The sequence below is a fragment of the Streptomyces sp. NPDC086787 genome, from assembly GCF_044745865.1.
Lineage (GTDB): Bacteria > Actinomycetota > Actinomycetes > Streptomycetales > Streptomycetaceae > Streptomyces.
The window spans coordinates 219336-235953 of the sequence record NZ_JBIVBC010000006.1; the positions used below are offsets into that span (position 1 = coordinate 219336).

General features: G+C 72.4%; 8 protein-coding genes and 1 pseudogene. 2 read left to right on the forward strand and 7 right to left on the reverse strand.

Translation table 11 applies throughout. From position 1 onward, the window contains the following. Positions 1-30 precede the first annotated feature (30 nt). Entirely contained in the window at positions 31-309 is a 279-nt protein-coding gene (locus tag ACIPK3_RS17490; protein ID WP_402570800.1) for a hypothetical protein, read from the reverse strand. A gap of 208 nt (positions 310-517) precedes the next feature. Beyond that, positions 518-2740 carry an ATP-dependent DNA helicase UvrD2 gene (locus ACIPK3_RS17495; RefSeq protein WP_402570533.1) on the reverse strand — a complete coding sequence of 741 codons (2223 nt, stop codon included), beginning with the start codon at positions 2738-2740 and terminating at the stop codon, positions 518-520. Between the two features lie 223 nt (positions 2741-2963). On the opposite strand from ACIPK3_RS17495, the gene ACIPK3_RS17500 reads away from it, so the two are divergent. After that, positions 2964-3206: a mycoredoxin gene (locus ACIPK3_RS17500; RefSeq protein WP_402570534.1), complete on the forward strand. Its 243-nt coding sequence runs from the start codon at positions 2964-2966 to the stop codon at positions 3204-3206. A 54-nt stretch (positions 3207-3260) separates the two neighbouring features. Here the strand turns inward: ACIPK3_RS17500 and nudC are convergent. The 5 genes and pseudogenes from nudC to ACIPK3_RS17525 form a co-directional block, all read right to left on the reverse strand. After that, a pseudogene (nudC, locus tag ACIPK3_RS17505) lies at positions 3261-4199 on the reverse strand (NAD(+) diphosphatase); the annotation flags it as partial. Positions 4200-4355: 156 nt separating this feature from the next. After that, a complete protein-coding gene (locus tag ACIPK3_RS17510; RefSeq protein ID WP_402570536.1) occupies positions 4356-5759 on the reverse strand; it encodes a dipeptidase in 1404 nt (467 codons plus the stop codon). A gap of 46 nt (positions 5760-5805) precedes the next feature. Further along, complete coding sequence (locus ACIPK3_RS17515; RefSeq protein ID WP_402570537.1) at positions 5806-9453, reverse strand: ATP-dependent helicase; 3648 nt, start codon at positions 9451-9453, stop codon at positions 5806-5808. A 101-nt stretch (positions 9454-9554) separates the two neighbouring features. Further along, complete coding sequence (locus ACIPK3_RS17520) at positions 9555-12908, reverse strand: ATP-dependent helicase (protein ID WP_402570539.1); 3354 nt, start codon at positions 12906-12908, stop codon at positions 9555-9557. 257 nt (positions 12909-13165) lie between these two features. After that, on the reverse strand, positions 13166-13564 hold the full coding sequence (locus ACIPK3_RS17525) for an MGMT family protein (RefSeq protein WP_402570541.1): 399 nt from the start codon (positions 13562-13564) through the stop codon (positions 13166-13168). A gap of 204 nt (positions 13565-13768) precedes the next feature. Here ACIPK3_RS17525 and ACIPK3_RS17530 point away from each other — a divergent pair, with 204 nt between their 5' ends. Continuing rightward, positions 13769-16537: a lysylphosphatidylglycerol synthase domain-containing protein gene (locus tag ACIPK3_RS17530; protein ID WP_402570542.1), complete on the forward strand. Its 2769-nt coding sequence runs from the start codon at positions 13769-13771 to the stop codon at positions 16535-16537. The last annotated feature ends 81 nt before the right edge of the window (positions 16538-16618 follow it).

Here is a 16618-nt window from a genome sequence, read left to right on the forward strand (position 1 = left end):
CGGCCCTGAAGGCGCCGGCCTGATCGACGATCAGGCTGGATCACTCCAGGGTTCTGGCCCACGGAAGGCCCACATCAGGTGGTGCTGCTTGCTCTGCTTCCGGTCTCCGGCACCGGCCGCAAAGGCATAGGCCTGCGCCTGTGCCGTTACTGCTTCCAGTGCCTTGATCGGTCGCTCATTGCGCTCACGGCCGGTAAGACCAGCCAGAACAGGGGAGGACGCCGGACGCTCGGCACGAATGCCGGACATACCGGTGGCCGGGTTCGAGGCGCCGAGAATGCACAGGGAGACGGTCGAGCGATCGGTCATCTTGGCCGTGCTCAGGATGCTGAAGCTGGGGTTGATGATGGTCACCGGACTCGCCTCCTCTCGGCGTCTCAGGGGCCGGGTGAACCAGCCCACTTGGATATGCAAGTACAACACGGTGCCGGCGTCTTCGAGAAGAGCGCCGTTTCCGTGCTTAGAACCTATGGGGATTGCTGGGGCATGCGCAAACTATTTTTTCGACGAGTTCGTATCAGTCGTGCCCGGCGCTTCCGCCTGGCTCGCGGCCTGCGCAGATCGCCAGGACATCGGCCCCGTACCGGTTGAGTTTGCGCACCGTCACGCCGGGGATACGGGCCAGCGCTCCGGTGTCGTCGGGCACGCTCTCCGCGATGACGACGAGCGTCTTGTCCGTGAAGACGCAGAACGCCGGCTGCCCGCTGCGCCGGGCCTGCTCCTCGCGCCACTCGCGCAGCCGCTCGTAGACGCCTTCGTTCATGTCCGAGGGGCAGTCCTCGCAGCGCATCAGCTTCATCTCGCCCGCGTCGGTGAGCGTGCGGCCGCAGACGCGACAGCGGGCCGGGCTGCGCTGGGCACGCCGGGGAGCGGCGACGGCACCGGCGACGGCGAAGCCCCGCTCGACCCCGCCCGAGGCGCCGCCTGCCGGGCGCCCCGCGGTGACGGTGCCCGGGCGCAGGCCGTCGAGGAAGCGGCTGGGGCGGCGGTTGGGCCGGCCGCCGGGCGATCTGGTCAGGGACCAGGAGACATACAGCCGCTCTCTGGCACGGGTCACACCGACATAGAGGAGTCGGCGTTCCTCCTCGATCTGTTCGTCGGTCTTTGCGTAGGTGATCGGCATCATGCCCTCGCCGACCCCCACCAGGAAGACGACGTCCCACTCCAGGCCCTTGGCCGAGTGCAACGAGGCAAGGGTGACGCCCTGGACGGTGGGGGCGTGCTGCGCGGTGGCCCGCTCGTCGAGTTCGGTGACGAAGTCGCTCAGGGTGGCCTCGGGTCTGGCGGCCGCGAAGTCATGGGCGAGGTTGGCCAGCGCGGCCAGCGACTCCCAGCGTTCCCTCACGGCCCCGGAACCGGCCGGCGGCTCCGAGGTCCAGCCCTTGCCCGAGAGGACGGCACGCACCTGCGAGGGCAGGCTCACGACGTCGTCGAGGAGCGGGTCGTTGCCGCCGAAGCGTGCCGCGCCGCGCAGTGCGACGGTCGCCGTGCGCACCTCGGGCCGGTCGAAGAACCGCTCCGCGCCGCGCAGCTGGTAGGGGACCGCGACGTCGGCGAGGGCCTGCTCATAGGTCTCGGACTGGGAGTTCGTACGGAACAGGACGGCGATCCGGGCGGCAGGGACGCCGGAGTCGATCAGCTCGCGGATGCGGCGGGCGGCTCCCTCCGCCTCGGCGGGCTCGTCGGCGTACTCGGTGTGGACGGGATCGGGGCCCTGGTCGCGCTGTGAGATCAGTTCGAGCCGGTGGTCGGCGGCGCGGCCGCGGGCCTGGGCGAGCAGGCCGTTGGCGAGGCGGACGATCTGGGGGGTGGAGCGGTAGTCACGGACCAGCTTGACGACGGTGGCTCCGGGGTGGTGGAGCCGGAAGTCCAGGAGGTGGTCGGGACTTGCTCCTGTGAACGAGTAGATGGTCTGGCTGGCGTCCCCGACCACGCACAGGCTGTCCCGGTCGCCGAGCCACAGCTCCAGCAGGCGCTGCTGGAGGGGGCTGACGTCCTGGTACTCGTCGACCACGAAGTGCTGGTACTGGGAACGGACCTGTTCGGCGATGTCATGGCGGTCCTGGAGGACGGCGACGGTCAGCAGCAGGACGTCCTCGAAGTCGATGACGCCCCGGTCCCGCTTGAGGTCCTCGTAGACCGAGTAGAGCTGGGCGATCTCTGCCGGGTCGCGCGGGGCCTCGCGGCCGGCCTTCGCGACTGCGAGCGGATAGTCGGCGGGGACCGTCTGGGTGGCCTTGGACCACTCGATCTCCGCGGTGACGTCGCGCAGCTCACCTCGGTCGAGGCGGATGCGGCAGGCGGCCGCCGCGTCCGCGACGAACTGGATCTTGCGGTCGACCAGCCGGGGCATGGCGCCACCGATCGCTTTCGGCCAGAAGTACTGGAGCTGTCGCAGCGCGGCGGAGTGGAAGGTGCGGGCCTGGACGCCCTGGGCGCCGAGCTGGCGCAGTCGGCCGCGCATCTCCCCGGCGGCACGGTTGGTGAAGGTGACGGCGAGCACACTGGCGGGCTGGAGGATCCCGGCGCGCACTCCGTAGGCGATGCGGTGGGTGATCGCCCGCGTCTTGCCGGTGCCGGCTCCGGCCAGCACGCACACCGGCCCGTGCAGGGCGGTGGCCACTTCGCGCTGCTCGGGGTCGAGCCCTTCGAGCACCGCGTCCGCCCCGCTCGGCACGGCCGAGTACTGGGAGACGCCGTGGCCCTGTGGGAAGAGGGTGGAGTGCGTTGCTGGTGTCACACCGCCATGCTGCCAGGTCGCCGGAGACTGCTGTGGCGGTTGTCCACAGGGAGCCCGGTGAAGTCGTACTGTCATACGTTCCGTGCGGACGCTCCGGTGCGGGCGGACGTTCCGGTGCGGCGGGAGTCACGTCGCACGAGTGCCCCGGCCGGGAATGGCGGCCGCCTCGCGTACGTTCCTGTGCTGGATGACTTCCCCGAGCCACCAGAGGAGCGCGAGCGAGATGCAGGGCACTGTGACGATGTACAGCACGACGTGGTGCGGTTACTGCCGTCGGCTGAAGAGCCAGATGGACCGCGAGGGCATCGCGTACACCGAGATCAACATCGAGCAGGACCCGGAGTCGGCGGCATTCGTGGAGAAGGCGAATGGCGGAAACCAGACGGTTCCGACCGTGCGCTTCGCAGACGGTTCGACGCTGACCAACCCGTCGCTGGCCCAGGTGAAGCAGAAGGTCGGCGTCTGACGACCTCGCCGTCCGACGGCCTCGGCGGCCGACGCCGTCGGCTGCGAGAACCGCGAAGGTGCGGGTCGGCAGTGGCTTGCCGTACCACATCTCGATCAGGCGGGCCGCGATCGAGATGCCGTACGGGGGCAGCACCTCGCCGGACTCGAAGGCGGCGCCCAGTTCCTCACGGGAGAACCAGCGGGCCTCGTGTATCTCGTCGCCGTCCACCTGTACCTCGGTCGACGTGGCACGGGCCAGGAAGCCCAGCATCAGGCTGGACGGGAACGGCCAGGGCTGGCTGGCGACGTACTCGACCTGCCCGACCGTGACGCCGACCTCCTCCCAGACCTCGCGGCGCACCGCCTGTTCGATGGACTCTCCGGGCTCCACGAATCCGGCGAGCGTCGAGAAGCGGCCCTCGGGCCAGTGCACCTGGCGGCCGAGCAGCACGCGGTCGTCGTCGTCGGTCACTGCCATGATCACGGCGGGGTCCGTGCGCGGATAGTGCTCGGCGCCGCATGCCTGGCAGCGGCGGATGTGGCCTGCCGCGGCGATGACGGTGCGCTCGCCGCAGCGGGAGCAGAAGCGGTGGGTGCGCTGCCAGTTCTCCAGGCCCACCGCGTGCACCATGAGGCCGACGTCCCGCGACGAGAGCAGCAGACCGGCCTCGCGCAGGCCCGCCGGCCGTGCCGACTGGTCGATACGGCCGGGCAGGGAGTCCTTCTGCAGCGCGAAGTAGCTGACGCCGTCCGTGTCCGTGCCCAGGAAGTAGCGGTGCGCCTCGGTGAGCGGGGCCTCGAAGGACGGGGTCATCACGAGTTCGGTACGGCCGTCCGCCGTCTCGTCGATGAGCACCTGACCGCCGGAGACCACGAAGCAGCGAGTCGTGGGGTGGCTCCACGCGGCCGCGAGCCAGGCCTCGTCGAGCCGGTGGTGGGCCGCGCGGTCGATGCCGCTCGGGGCGGTGAGCGAGATGGGTCGGTCGGCGGTGTGGTCGGTCCAGGTGGTCACGGGTGCTTGCAACTCCCCCAGTGGAACGGGCTGTTTCGGTGGGCGGTTCAGCGGGATGTAGGGCAGGGGGCGACCGGGCCGGGCTCGGGCGGGGCGTGCCGGGCGATTCTTCCAGTGTGCCCGGCGCGCGGTGCCGGTCCGGGGGGCACGGGTCGGTCAGGGGGCATGGCGCCAGTTCTCCGCGAGGTCGTCCCAAAGGTAGGCGGAGGTCTCGACGCCCTTGAGGAGCAGGTCCAGCTCGACCTTCTCGTTGGGGGCGTGCCAGCCGTCGGAGGGGACGGAGATGCCCAGGAACAGGACCGGTGCGCCGAGAACCTCCTGGAGGTCGGCGGCCGGGCCGGAGCCACCCTCGCGGGTGAAGCGGACGGGTCCCTCGAAGGCCCGGCCCATGGCGCGGGCGACGGACTGGAGGGCGGGGTGGTCGAGCGGGGTCAGACAGGGGCGGGTGGCCGGACCGAAGGTGACCTCGCACCGGATGCCGGCGGGTATCTGCCCGTCGGCCCAGGCGCGGACGGCCTTCGCGATGTGGTCCGGGTCCTGTCCCGCGACCAGCCGGAAGGACAGCTTCACCATGGCCGAGGACGGGATGATCGTCTTGCTGCCGGGGCCCTGGTAGCCGCCGCCGATGCCGTTGACCTCTGCGGTGGGACGTGCCCAGATGCGTTCGAGGGTGGTGTGTCCGGCCTCGCCGTGGGTGGCGTGGGACTTGGCGGTGCGCAGCCACGTCGACTCGTCGAAGGGCAGCTCGGCGAAGAGCTCGCGCTCACGGTCGGTGAGTTCGACGACTCCGTCGTAGAAGCCGGGCACCGCCACGCGCGCGTGCTCGTCGTGCAGGGCGGCGACCAGTCGGGCGGCCGCGGTCGCCGGGTTGGGCACGGCGCCGCCGAAAGAGCCGGAGTGGATGTCCTGCTCGGGTCCGTGCAGGACGATCTCGCACTCGGCGAGGCCGCGCATGCCGGTGCAGACGGTCGGGGTGTCCTCGGACCACATACCGGTGTCGGAGACGATCACGGCGTCGGCGGCGAGCCGGTCGGCGTGGTCCTCGACGAGAGCCCGGAAGTGCGGTGAGCCGGACTCCTCCTCCCCCTCGATCAAGAGCTTCAGGCTGACGGCCGGGGCGGTGCGGCCGGTGGCGGCGAGGTGGGCGCGGACGCCGAGTGTGTGGAAGAACACCTGGCCCTTGTCGTCGGCGGCACCGCGCGCGTAGAGACGGTTTTCGCGGACGACGGGCTCGAAGGGGTCGCTGTCCCAGCCGTCCTCGCGCGCGGCGGGCTGCACGTCGTGGTGGCCGTAGACGAGGACCGTGGGGGCTTCGGGGTCGCCGGAGAGCCACTCGGCGTAGACGGCCGGGGCGCCTTGCGTCTCCCAGATCTCGGCCACCGGGAAGCCGGCCTCCCGGAGCTTGGCGGCGAGCCAGTCGGCGCTGCGCCGTACATCGGCGGCGTGGTCGGGCTGGGCCGACACGGAGGGGATGCGCAGCCATGCGGCGAGGTCGTCGAGGAACGCAGCGCGGTGCTGCTCGATGTACGTACGGACGACGCTGTCCGGGGTCTGGCTCATGTCCACGACCCTATAGGCCCGCACGGACATCATCGGCGGGCATATGTCACACCCGGGGTTCTCCGACATCCGGCTCCGGGACCGGAGCCGGGGCGGGTTCGGGAGCGGGTTCCGACTCCGGGTCGGGCTCCGGGTCGGGCTCCGGTTCGGGCTCTCCGAGGAGCAGCCGTTCGAGGGCGGCCCGGTCCGGCAGTCCGTCCGGGCGTACGACCTCGCCGCTGCGGACGTGGAGGAAGGCGGCGGTGACCGACTCCGGCGGCACGCCCTGCTGCTCGGCCCAGCCGAGGCGGTAGACCGCGAGTTGCAGCGGGTCGGCGGTCTGGGTCCGGCCGGTTTTCCAGTCGACGATCTCGTACGTCGCACTGTCCCCGTCGCCGTTCTTGTAGACGGCGTCGATGCGGCCCCTCACGACGCGGCCCGCCAGCGCGAGCTGGAAGGGGGCCTCGACACGGTGGGGTGTGCGGCGGGCGTACTCGGTGCGCTCGAAGGCTTCCTTGAGTGCTTCCAGGTCGCGTTCGTCCGCGATCTCGGCGTCGGCGCCGGGCAGCTCTTCGGGCTCCAGCAGGGGCAGCGTCAGTGCCTCGAACCGGGCTTCGACCCAGGCATGGAACCGGGTGCCTCGGCGCGCGGCGGGCTGCGGGGGGCGCGGCATGGGGCGCGCGAGTTCCCGCGCGAGCCCGTCCGGGTCCTCGGCCAGACGCATCAGTTGGGACGCGGTGAGTGCCGTCGGCAGCAATACGTCGGTGACGCTCTGCCGGGCGCGCAGCAGCTCCCCGCTGAGCGCGTCCAGGTCGCGGTCCCAGGAGTCGACGGTCCGCGCCTCCTCGGGGGTGAGGGGCGTGCGCTCGGGCCCGGCGGGGTGGTGGGGCCGGACCTCGGACCGCGCGGCGGGGCGGGTGGCCTGGTGCGGGACCGTGGGGCGCTCCGTGCTCCAGGACTCCCAGTCGTCCGGATCATCCGGATCATCCGGATCGTCCGGATCGTCCCAGTCACCCAGGTCATCCGGGGCATCCGCGTGGTCCGGGTGGGCCGCGTCCTCGGGGTGGTCCGTCGTGTCGGTCGCGTCGCCCGAGGCGGGCTCGTCGTCCGGTGGCGTCGGCCAGTCCGGGTCGTCGTGGCCCGCGGGGTCGTGGCCGGCCGCCGGGTGGTGGGCGTCCTCGGCAGAGGTGAGGGCGTCCAGGTGGGCGAGGACGGTCTCGGCGGCCGCGCGGCGGCGGGCCAGGGCGTCGGCGTCCAGGGGCAGCGGCCAGGCCTGGTCGGCCGTCTCCCGGTGCAGGGCCGGGTTCTCCTCGTCCTCCTCGGGCTCGTCGGCCCAGGCCTCGATCTCGCCGTACCCGGCGGCGCAGTGTTCGTACAGGTTCCGCAGGAACGCGGAGGGTCCGCGGGGTTTCTTCTGGGTGGGGCCCCACCAGTGGCCGGAGCCGAGGAGCAGCGAGCGGGGGCGGGTGAAGGTGACGTAGCCGAGGCGCAGTTCCTCGGTGTGCTGGTGCTCCTTCATGGCCTCCTGGAAGGCCTTCATGCTTCGGGAGTCCCAGGTGTCGATGTCGGGCAGGGTGTCGGCGTCTCCGCGCAGGGCATGCGGCAGCACCCTGGCCTGGGAGGTCCACTTCTCGCGACCCTGGGTGCTGGGGAAGGCGCCCTTGACCAGGCCGGGCACGGCGACGACGTCCCATTCCAGGCCCTTGGACTTGTGCGCGGTGAGCACCTTCACGGTGTTCTCGCCGCCGGGGAGGGCGTTGTCCAGGCCCTTCTCGTACTGGGCGGCGGTGCGCAGGAAGCCGAGGAAGGCCAGCAGGGTCGCCTCGCCGTCGTGCGATGCGAAGGAGGCGGCGGTGTCCAGGAAGTTCGACAGGGTCTCGCGGCGGCGGGCGGCCAGCGCATGCGGGGACGCCGACAGCTCCACCTCCAGGCCGGTGACGGCGAGGACCCGGTGCAGGACATCCATCAGCGGGTCGGCCAGCGAGCGGCGCAGCTCGCGCAGTTCGGTGGCCAGGCGGGCGAAGCGCACGCGCGCGTCCGGGGAGAACGGCAGCCCGTCGTCGTCCCGCTCGCCGTCGGTGCGGGTGGCGCCGGTGGAGGCGGTGAAGGGGTTCTCCAGGAACGTGTCGAGGGCGTCCGCGAGCGATATCACCTCGGACGGGTCGACGCCTTCGACGGCCCCGGCGAGCCGGCGGTCCGGGTCCTCGTCGGCGTCCGCGCGCGCGTGGGCCACGAGCAGCCGGGCGCGCCGCCCGAGCAGGGCGAGGTCGCGCGGCCCGATGCGCCAGCGCGGGCCGGTCAGGAGGCGGACCAGGGAGGCATTGGCGCCGGGGTCCTGGAGCACCTCGCAGACGGCGACCAGGTCGGCGACCTCGGGCAGGTGCAGCAGCCCGGACAGCCCCACCACCTCGACCGGGACGTCACGGGCGACGAGGGCGCCCTGGATCTCGGCGAAGTCACCGGCGGTGCGGCACAGGACGGCGATCTCGCCGGGTGCCTTCCCGGTGCGCACGAGGTGCGCGACGGAGTCCGCGATCCAGTCGATCTCCTCCGCGTGGGTGCGCAGCAGGGCGCAGCGGACCGTGCCGTCACGTTCGGCGCCGGGGGCCGGGCGGAGGGCCTCCACGCCCGCGTGCATGACGCGCAGGGGCTCGGCGAGGCCGTTGGCGAGGTCCAGGAGGCGGCCGCCGCTTCGGCGGTTCTCGCTGAGCGCCTGGCGGGTGGCGGGTCGGCCGTCGGCGTGGGCGAAGTGCTCGGGGAAGTCGTCGAGGTTGGCCACGGAGGCGCCGCGCCAGCCGTAGATCGCCTGGCAGGGGTCGCCGACGGCGGTCACCGGGTGGCCCGTGCCCCGGCCGAAGAGACCGGCGAGGAGGACGCGCTGGGCGACCGAGGTGTCCTGGTACTCGTCGAGCAGCACCACGCGGAACTCGTCGCGCAGCAGGCGACCCACTTCGGGGATGCCGGCGAGCCTCGCCGAGAGGGCGATCTGATCGCCGAAGTCGAGGAGGTCGCGCTCGCGTTTGGCGGCCCGGTAGCGCAGGACCAGGCCGGTCAGTTCACGGCGGGCGGCGGCGGTCTCGGGGATCTTGCGGAGGTCGGCGTTGGTGAGCTTGACGCTGTCCAGGGTGTGCAGCAGGCCGGTGTCGCTCGTGCGCAGGTCCTCGGGGTCCACGAGGTGTTCGGCGAGTTCGGAGTCGAGGGCGAGCAGATCGCTGACCAGGTCGGCGAAGGAGCGGGTGAGCGCCGGGTAGAGCCCGGGGGCCTCGCGCAGCACCCGCGCGGCGAGCTGGTAGCGGGTGGCGTCGGCGAGCAGCCGGGAGGTCGGTTCCAGGCCGAGGCGCAGCCCGTGGTCGGTCAGGAGGCGGCCGGCGAAGGCGTGGTAGGTGGAGATCACCGGTTCGCCGGGCGGGTTGTCCGGGTCGATCACGTCGGGGTCGGTGACGCCTGCCCTGACCAGCGCCTTTCGGACGCGTTCGGTGAGTTCGCCGGCCGCCTTGTTGGTGAAGGTCAGGCCGAGGACCTGTTCGGGGGTGACCTGTCCGGTGCCGACCAGCCACACCACGCGCGCGGCCATCACCGTGGTCTTGCCGGAGCCGGCCCCGGCCACGATCACCTGCGGGGCGGGCGGCGCGGTGATGCAGGCCGTCTGCTCCGGGGTGAACGGGATGCCAAGGAGCTCCTTGAGCTGCTCGGGGTCGGTGATGCGGGCTGGCATGTCGCTGAGAGTAGCGGCGGGCACTGACAGCCGACGCGGGTTCGGCCGACGGGCAGGGAAGAAGGCCAGGTCGGGGCGGGTGGTGCGATGCGTCACGCGGGCTACTCGACCACGTGCCGGCCCTCCGGCCGGGCGCTGCAGGAGGCCCGGAACGCGCAGTGGGCACAGTGCTGGCCGGTGCTCGGCGTGAACCGTTCGTCGAGGACTTTTCCGGCGGCGGTGGCCAGCAGCTCGCCGACCCATTCCCCTTCCAGCGGCTCCTGGGCCTGCACCTTGGGCAGGGTCTCGCCGCCGTCGCGTCCGGCCGCGCCCTGGCGCAGGTGCACGAGTTCGGCGCCTCCGGCCTCGGGGCGTACTCCGTCGAAGGCGTCGTCCACGGCGCCCGCGCCGACGGCGAGCTGGTAGACGGCGAGCTGGGGATGGCGGGCCACTTCGGCGGCGCTGACCGGCTGTTTTCCGGTCTTGAAGTCGACGACGTAGGCGCGCCCCTGGTTGTCAGTCTCGACGCGGTCCATCTGGCCGCGGATGCGCACCTCGTAGTCGCCCGCCTCGAGGGTGACGTCGAAGTCGTGCTCGCTGGCCACCGGGGTGCGCCCGGTGCGGTCCAGTACGTGCCATTTCAGGAAGCGTTCGAGCGCCACGCGCGCGTGCTCGTACTCCTGCGCGGACTTCCAGGGCGCGTCGAAGGCGAGCGCGTTCCACACCGAGTCCAGCCGCTCCATGAGGACGTCGAGGTCAGCGGGGGTGCGGCCGGAGGCGACCTCGTCGGCGAGGACGTGCACGACGTTGCCGAGGCCCTGGGCAGTGGTGGCGGGCGCGTCGGCCTTGACCTCGCGTCCCAGGAACCACTGGAGGGCACAGGTGCCCGCGAGCTGGCCGAGGGCGCTGCCGGACAGCACTACGGGCTGGTCGCGGTCGCGCAGCGGGACCTTGCTGACGGTCGGTTCGAACATGCCCCACCAGCGATAGGGGTGCGCCGACGGTACGAGGGGGCGGCCGTCCTCGTCGGACAGCGCGGCAAGCCGGGCCAGCCGACGGGCGGCGGCCTCGCGGAGGGCGTCGGACGCGCGCGGGTCCACCGTCGTGGCGCGCAGTTCGGCGACGAGCGCGACGACGGACAGCGGGCGGCGCGGACGTCCGGTGACGTCCTGCGGCTCGACGCCCAGTTCGGTGAGGAACCGGGAGGGCTGGTCGCCGTCGTCGGCGGGCGCCTTCACGGCGGTGACGACGAGGCGTTCACGCGCGCGCGTGGCGGCGACGTAGAAGAGGCGGCGCTCCTCGGCGAGCAGTGCGCCCGGGGTGAGGGGTTCGGCGAGTCCGTCACGGCCGATGCGGTCGGCCTCCAGGAGGGAGCCGCGGCGGCGCAGGTCCGGCCAGAGTCCCTCCTGGACCCCGGCGACGACGACGAGCCGCCACTGAAGGCCTTTGGACCGGTGGGCGGTCATCAGGCGGACCGCGTCGGGCCGTACGGCGCGCCGGGCGAGGGTGTCGGCGGCGATGTCCTGGGCGTCGACCTCCTCCAGGAAGTTCAGGGCGCCTCGGCCACCGGTGCGCTCCTCCGCGCGCGCGGAGGTGGCGAACAGGGCGCATACGGCGTCCAGGTCGCGATCGGCGTTGCGGCCGGCCGCGCCGCCGCGTCGGGCCGCCCATGCCAGCCGGCCGGGCCACGGGGTGCCCGCCCACAGCTCCCAGAGCGCCTCCTCGGCCGTGCCGCCGTCCGCGAGCCGCTGTCGGGCCTTGCTGAGCAGTGCGCCAAGCCGTTGGGCGCCCCGGGCGTAGGCCGGGTCGTGGGCGACGAGACGCTCGGGTTCGGCGAGCGCCTGCGCGAGCAGCACGTCCGAGGGAGGAGGCAGCGGGTTCCCGGCCGCCCGCTCCTCCTCGCGCAGGGCCCGGCCCAGGCGGCGCAGGTCGGCGGTGTCCATACCGGCGAGCGGGGAGGTCAGCAGGGTGAGGGCGGTCTCGGTGTCGAGCCAGGAGGATTCCACGTTCCTGGCCGTGCCCTCGTGCGCCGTGCCCTCGCGCGCCATGTCCTCGTGGTCCTCGTGTCCGGCTCCTCGTGAGGCCTCGGCCGTCGCCGCCGCTCGGAGCGCCGTCAGGAGCGGTGCGACCGCCGGTTCGTGGCGCAGCGGCAGGTCGTCGCCGTCGATGTCCAGGGGGACACCGGCGGCCGTGAGGGCCCGGCGGACGGCTGGGATGGTGCGTGATCCGGCGCGTACCAGGACGGCCATCTCGCTCCAGCGGACGCCGTCCTCCAGATGGGCCCTGCGGAGGATGTCGGCGATGTTGTCCAGCTCCGTGCCGGGCGTGGGGTAGGTGTAGACCTCGACGCGGCCGCCGCCCTGGGCCGGGGTGAGTTCCCGGTGGGCGCGCACCTTGTCGGCCGGGAGGCGGGTCAGCGGCATGCGCTGGGTGAGCAGACGGGTGGCGGTGAGCAGGGCCGCGCCGGCGCGGCGGGAGGTCCGCAGGACCTCGACGGGGGCCGGACCGCCGTCCGTGCGCGGGAACTGCGCGGGGAAATCCAGGATGCCGTTCACATCCGCGCCACGGAACGCGTAGATCGACTGGTCCGGGTCGCCGAACGCGACCAGGGTGCGTCCGCCGCCGGCCAAGGCGTGCAGCAGGCGTACCTGGGCGGGGTCGGTGTCCTGGTACTCGTCGACGTACACGGCGTCGTACTGGGCGGCGAGCCGGCCGGCGACCTCGGGGCGGTGTGCGAGCAGCACCGCGCGGTGGACGAGTTCCGCGTAGTCGAGGACGCCCTGCATGTCGAGCACGTCCAGGTACTCGGCGAGGAACGCGGCGGCGGCACGCCAGTCGGGGCGGCCCGTGCGGCGGGCGAAGGCGTCCAGGGCTTCGGGGCCGAGGCCCAGTTCCCGGCTGCGTGCGAGCACGGCGCGGACCTCGTCCGCGAAGCCGCGGGTGGTAAGGCAGGCACGGAGTTCGTCCGGCCAGCGCACGTGCGTGAGACCGAGCCGTTCCAGGTCCAGCTGGCCGTCGAGCAGTTCGCGGACGGTGACGTCCTGCTCGGGGCCGGAGAGCAGTCGCAGCGGCTCCGCGAACAGGTCGCTGTCCTGGTGGGCGCGGACCAGGGCGTAGCAGTACGAGTGGAAGGTGGTGGCCTGGGGCGCCCGGGCCGTCCCCATGCGCCGTGCCATGCGGTCGCGCAGTTCGACGGCCGCCTTGCGACTGAACGTGAGTACGAGGATCCGCGCGGGGTCGGCTCCGCGGGCGACGCGTGCCGCGACGGACTCGACGAGCATGGTGGTCTTGCCGGTGCCGGGCCCCGCGAGGACGAGCATCGGACCGGCGCGGTGGTCAACCACCGCGCGCTGGGCGGCGTCAGGACGAGGGGGGTCGGGCTCGGCGGGTGGCGTACGCACCAGTCGGTAAGCGCCACGGCTCCCCTGCCGCGTCGGAAGATGCGGCAGGTGCTTGGTGGAGGAAGAGGAGCTCACGTGGTTCGCCGGTCCTGGTGGTCGTACTGGTGGTCGGGGCGCCGCGCGCGGAGCGCGGTGACCGCGGGGTGAGGGGGACGCGTTCCGTCGACGCTACGCCGCCGGGCGGGGCGGAAGCAGGGCTTCCGCTTCTTCCCTCGGGGTGCACACGTCCCGTGGGGCCCGTACCTCACGAACGTACGTCATGCCCCGGACATCCCCGGTGTCCCTCGTACGGGCCACAGGTTCCCCCTGAAGGCGCCCGATGGCGGAAGCTGTCAGGTGTGACCTTCCGCGCCCTCTTCGCCGTCCCATCGCGCGCGTCTCATGTCGAGCCGCGGCAGATGGCCCTCGGCGGCCCTGCTCGCCTCCTTGAGCGGGGTGCCCTCCGCACGGTAGTGGTCGAGGGCCCGGAGTTCGTGGCCCGGGAGCAGTCCGCCGTCCGCGCGCACCACACGCCACCACGGGACGGCTCCGCCGTAGAGCGCCATCACCCGGCCGACCTGCCGCGGGCCGCCCTCCTCCAGCCACTCGGCGACGTCCCCGTACGTCATGACCCGTGCCGGCGGAATGCGTTCCGCGACGTCCAGGACCCGCTCGGCGTACTCCGGCAGCGCGCCCGTGCGGCCGTCGGCGCCGCCCGCGCGGGTGACCTCCGGAAGGTTCTCCTCGCTCATTCCCCCCATCCTGCCCCACCCCGCCGACAGGCTGAGGCGTTGGGCGCCCGGCGCATCCCTCGCCCCGGAGCGGCGCGTCCGGCAGACTGTGCGCCCCCGCATTTGCACCCTGATGCCCCCGTGTGTCGGCGGAGCATGCCACCATCTTGCGGGCGGTGACTGGTGATACGAGATCAAGAAGAGATACGAGATCAAGAAGAGACGATGAAGCAGCAGGGCGTGCACCCCGAAGGCGCGGAGAGCACCTCCGGCGATCCTGCGCACCCGTCCGGCGGCCCTTCGCGGGCCTCCGGCGGTCCTTCGCGTCCGGACACCGCCAAGGAGCACACCGGCGACGGTCACACGGATGACGGTCACCCCGACGACGGTCGCACCGATGAGGTGGAGGGCGACGAACCGCTGCTCCCCGCGCGCGTGCACCGGCCGTCCGACCTCATGCGGCTGCTGGTGGGCGTGCTCGCGATCGCCGTCCTGCTCGCCATCGCCGCGTTCGCGCACGGAACCACTTCCGGGCTCGAACAGGACATCAACAAGGGCACCGGCCAGGCACCCGACCTGCTGATCAAGATCGCGGGGCTGGTGTCCAGCATCGCGATCCTCCTGGTGCCGGTCGCCTTCGCGATCGAGCGCCTGATCAAACGGGACGGGCTGCGCATCGCCGACGGTGTGCTCGCGGCGGTCCTCGCCCATGGTGTGACACTCGCCACCGACCTCTGGGTGGCCAGGGCGGCCCCCGGCTCGATCCAGGAGGCGCTGACCCAGCCCTCCCCCGGCGACATCCACGCGCTGACCGACCCGGTGCACGGCTATCTGGCCCCCGTCATCGCGTACATGACGGCCGTCGGGATGTCCCGAAGGCCCCGCTGGCGGTCCGTGCTGTGGGTCGTGCTGCTGCTGGACGCCTTCTCGATGCTGGTCACCGGCTACACGACACCGTTCTCGATCATCCTCACGGTGCTGATCGGCTGGTCCGTGGCGTACGGCACGCTGTACGCGGTCGGCTCGCCGAATGTCCGCCCCACAGGGCAGACCCTGATGGCCGGACTGCGGCACGTCGGTTTCCACCCCGTCAGCGCGGCGCGCGAGGAAGCCTCGGACACGGAGAACGGCGACCGTGGCCGACGCTACTTCGTCACCCTGGAGGACGGCCCGCCGCTGGACGTCACCGTGGTCGACCGGGAGCAGCAGGCGCAGGGCTTCTTCTACCGCGCGTGGCGCAATCTGACCCTGCGCGGCTTCGCCACCCGCAGCAGCCTCCAGTCGCTGCGCCAGGCGCTGGAGCAGGAGGCCCTGCTCGCGTACGCGGCCATCGCGGCCGGCGCCAACGCCCCGAAGCTGATCGCGACCTCCGAACTGGGGCCGGACGCGGTCATCCTCGTCTACGAGCACACCGGCGGGCGGACGCTGGACGCGCTGGCCGACGAGGAGATCACCGACGAACTGCTGCGCAACACGTGGCACCAGGTGCGTGCGCTGCAGTCCCGGCGCATCGCGCACCGCAGGCTGGCGGGTGACGCGATCCTGGTGGATCGTTCCGGCACGGTGATCCTCACCGATCTGCGCGGTGGCGAGATCGCGGCCGGTGACCTGCTGCTGCGCATGGACGTCGCCCAGATGGTGACCACGCTCGGCCTGCGGGTGGGCGCGGAGCGGGCGGTGGCCTCCGCGGTCCGCGTCCTCGGACCGGACGCCGTGGCCGACTGTCTGCCGATGCTCCAGCCGATCGCCCTGACCCGTTCCACGCGCGCGACGCTGCGAAGACTGGCCCGCGAGCGGGCTCAGCGGGAGCGCGAGGCGGTCCTTGAGGCCTCGCGGCAGGCGAAGCAGGCCCGTCTGGAGGAGACCTCCGAAGGCACCGGGTCCGCGCCCGAAGGTCCCGACAAGAAGACCGAGAAGAAAGCGGTGCGCGCCGAGCAGCGGGCCGAGAAGCGGGCCATCGACGAAGCCCTGGAGGAGGCCCGCGAAGAGGACCTGCTCACCCAGATCCGGCACCAGGTGCTGCGGATCAGGCCGCAGGCCCCCGTGGAACCTGCCCGCCTCGAACGGATCAGGCCACGCACGCTGATCAGTTTCATCGCGGGCGCCATCGGCGCCTACTACCTGCTGACGCAGCTCACCCACATCGAGTTCGGCACGCTCTTCGCCCAGGCCCAGTGGGGTTGGGTGATCGCGGCGGTGCTGTTCTCGGCGCTCAGCTACGTCGCCGCGGCCATGGCACTGCTCGGGTTCGTGCCCGAGCGGGTGCCGTTCGTACGGACCGTGGCGGCACAGGTCGCCGGGTCGTTCGTGAAGATCGTGGCCCCGGCCGCGGTCGGCGGCATCGCCCTCAACACACGCTTCCTCCAGCGCTCGGGGGTCAGGCCGGGCCTGGCGGTGGCCAGCGTGGGCGCCTCGCAGCTGTTCGGGCTCGGCTGTCACATCCTCATGCTGCTGTCCTTCGGCTATCTGACCGGCACCGAGAAGACCCCGTCCCTGTCGCCCTCCCGCACGGTCATCGCCGGCCTGCTCACGGTGGCGGTGCTGGTGCTCGTGGTGACCTCGGTGCCGTTCCTGCGGAAGTTCGTCGCCACGCGCGTACGGTCGCTGTTCGCGGGTGTCGTGCCGCGCATGCTCGACGTGCTGCAGCGGCCGCAGAAGCTGGTGACCGGGATCGGCGGCATGCTCCTGCTCACCGCCTGCTTCGTGATGTGCCTGGACGCGTCGATCCGGGCCTTCGGGGACGGCACGGTCTCACTCAGCATCGCCAGCGTGGCGGTCGTCTTCCTCGCCGGAAACGCCCTCGGCTCGGCGGCGCCGACCCCGGGCGGCGTGGGCGCGGTGGAGGCGACCCTGACGGTCGGTCTGATCGCCTTCGGCCTGCCCAAGGAGGTGGCCGCGCCGGCGGTGCTGCTGTTCCGCCTGCTGACGCTTTGGCTTCCGGTGCTGCCCGGCTGGCTCGCCTTCAACCACCTCTCACGCAAGGGCTCCCTGTAGGCGCGGGACGGCGATGCCCCGTACGGCAGCACGGAGCACGGCGAGTACCTCGTACGGCCCGCGCCCCGAGCGTCCCACGGT

Excerpts from the sequence above, each read along its gene's own strand:
- ACIPK3_RS17515 (WP_402570537.1), bottom strand. The coding sequence starts at position 9,453 with ATGCCAGCCCGCATCACCGACCCCGAGCAGCTCAAGGAGCTCCTTGGC.
- ACIPK3_RS17510 (WP_402570536.1), bottom strand. The coding sequence starts at position 5,759 with ATGAGCCAGACCCCGGACAGCGTCGTCCGTACGTACATCGAGCAGCAC.
- ACIPK3_RS17530 (WP_402570542.1), top strand. The coding sequence starts at position 13,769 with ATGAAGCAGCAGGGCGTGCACCCCGAAGGCGCGGAGAGCACCTCCGGC.
- ACIPK3_RS17525 (WP_402570541.1), bottom strand. The coding sequence starts at position 13,564 with ATGAGCGAGGAGAACCTTCCGGAGGTCACCCGCGCGGGCGGCGCCGAC.
- ACIPK3_RS17490 (WP_402570800.1), bottom strand. The coding sequence starts at position 309 with ATGACCGATCGCTCGACCGTCTCCCTGTGCATTCTCGGCGCCTCGAAC.
- ACIPK3_RS17500 (WP_402570534.1), top strand. The coding sequence starts at position 2,964 with ATGCAGGGCACTGTGACGATGTACAGCACGACGTGGTGCGGTTACTGC.